The 2453-nt window shown below is 62.5% G+C and carries 1 protein-coding gene and 1 pseudogene; both read left to right on the forward strand.

From position 1 onward, the window contains the following. The coding region (locus tag L9Z73_RS29070; RefSeq protein WP_247408297.1) for a TonB-dependent siderophore receptor at positions 1–2020 on the forward strand (2020 nt) is incomplete at its 5' end. 192 nt (positions 2021–2212) lie between these two features. Next, positions 2213–2453, forward strand: a pseudogene (locus L9Z73_RS29075) (electron transfer flavoprotein subunit alpha/FixB family protein); the annotation flags it as partial.

The following is a 2453-nucleotide window of genomic DNA, read 5'->3' on the forward strand; positions in this document are numbered from 1 at the left end:
GCCCGCCGACAGCACCAGCTACCAGCCGCCGCCCACCAGCTCGGTGATGCGTTCGCGTGGCTTGCTGCTGGAGACCCCGCAAACCGTCAACGTAGTGCCCGCCCAAGTGTTGCGCGATCAACAACCGCGCAACCTGGATGACGCCCTGGCCAATGTCAGCGGCATCACCCAGGCCAACACCCTCGGCAGCACCCAGGATGCGGTGATGCTGCGCGGCTTTGGCGACAACCGTAACGGCTCGATCATGCGCGACGGCATGCCGATTGTGCAGGGCCGTGCGCTGAACGCCACGGCTGAACGGGTTGAAGTGCTCAAGGGCCCGTCGTCGCTGCTGTATGGCATCCAGGACCCGGGAGGCGTGGTCAATATCGTCAGCAAAAAGCCGCAGTTGGTGCAGTCCACCTCCTTGACCGTCCGTGGCTCCACCTTCGGCAACGGCAAGAACGGCAGCGGTGGCAACCTCGACACCACGGGGCCCATCGGTGACAGCGGCTTGGCGTACCGCTTGATCGTCGACCACGAGGACGAAGATTACTGGCGCAACTTTGGCACGCACCGCGAGAGCATGATCGCACCGTCCCTGGCCTGGTATGGCGATACCACCAAGGTGGTGTTCGCCTACGAGCACCGCGAGTTTCTCTCGCCGTTCGACCGTGGCACCGCCATCGACCCCAAGACCAATCACCCGTTGGACATCCCCGCCACCCGGCGCCTGGATGAGCCGTTCAACAACATGGAAGGCCGCTCCGACCTGTATCGCTTCGAGGCCGATCACGAGCTGAACGACGACTGGACGGCGCACGTCGGCTACAGCTGGAACCGCGAGACCTATGACGCCAGCCAGGTCCGCATCACCTCGGTCAATACCAACGGCACCTTGACCCGCAGCATGGACGGTACGCGTGGCGCATTGACCACCGACCGCTTCGCTACGGCCAGTTTGGAAGGCAAGGTCAAGCTCGGCGGCATGCAGCATGATCTGGTGTTCGGCCTCGACGATGAGTACCGCAAGATCTATCGCGCCGAACTGATCCGTCAGTCGCAGCGCAGTGCCTTCAGCTACGTCAACCCGGTGTATGGCAACGATGTGCAAGGCACCACGGTGAGCGCCAAGGACAGCGCGCAGACCGACTTGCTGCGCAGTGATTCGCTGTTCTTACAGGACGCGATTCACCTGACCGACCAGTGGATCCTGGTGGCCGGCGCGCGCTATCAGATGTACGACCAATACGCCGGCAAAGGCGTGCCATTCAAGGCCAATACCGACGGCAATGGCCAGAAATGGGTACCGCGTGCCGGCCTGGTGTACCGCTACACGGACGAACTGTCGTTTTACGGCAGCTACACCGAGTCGTTCAAACCCAACTCCACCATTGCCCCCTTGACCGATGGCAGCGTGCTCCAGGGCAACCTGCAGCCGGAAGAATCCAAGGCCTGGGAGCTGGGAACCAAGCTCGACATGCCGGGGCGCATCACCGCCAGTGCGGCGTTGTTCGATATCACCAAGCGCAATGTGTTGGTGTCCGAGACCGTCAGTGGGGAAACCGTCTACAGCGTGGCGGGCGAAGTGCGCTCCCGTGGCCTGGAACTGGACGCCAGCGGCCAGCTCAGCGACCGCTGGAGCCTGATCGGCAGCTATGCCTACACCGATGCCGAAGTCACCAAAGACCCGGCGCTGCAAGGCAAGCGCCTGCAGAACGTGGCCAAGCACACCGGTTCGTTGTCGGCGGTGTATGACGTCGGCAGCCTGCTCGGCGGCGATGATCTGCGCGTCGGTGCCGGTGCGCGTTACGTCGGCCAGCGCGAAGGCGATGCCAAGAACAGCTTCAATCTGCCGGGGTATACCGTGGCTGATCTGTTTGCCAGCTACGACACTAAAATCGAAGGGCAGAAGGTCAAGTTTCAGGTCAACGTGAAGAACTTGTTCGATCGCACCTACTACACCTCGGCCGCCAGCTCGGTGTTTGTGTCGATGGGGGATGCGCGGCAGGTGTCGGTGTCCAGTACGTTGGAGTTTTGAGCCAGCGGCGAGGGCGGTTGTCGAGCCTGTCAGGGGCGCTTCGTCCCCCAGCGGGAGCAAGCTCCCTCGCCACAAACGGCATGAGCTGTTAGCGTTGCCGCCACTGACGGCTTTGTGGAAAACGCTACCGATGCAGTTTGGACGAAGGTTACACACCGGCGCGATGCTGGTCTGCTTGAGCTTTTTACTGGCGCCGTGGCTGAAGCCGCTGCGAAAATCGCCGGCGTGAGCAAAGTACTGCTGGCCGACAACGCCGCTTACGCTCACCAACTGCCGGAAAACGTCGCGCCGCTGGTAGCAGAGCTGGGTGCTGGCTACAGCCACATCCTGGCCGCCGCCACCTCCAACGGCAAAAACATCCTGCCGCGCGTTGCCGCGCAACTGGACGTTGACCAGATCTCCGAGATCATCTCGGTCGAAAGCGCCGACACCT

Origin of the sequence: Pseudomonas emilianonis (assembly GCF_023072625.1) — a bacterium.
In the GTDB taxonomy this organism is placed as follows: domain Bacteria; phylum Pseudomonadota; class Gammaproteobacteria; order Pseudomonadales; family Pseudomonadaceae; genus Aquipseudomonas; species Aquipseudomonas paraveronii.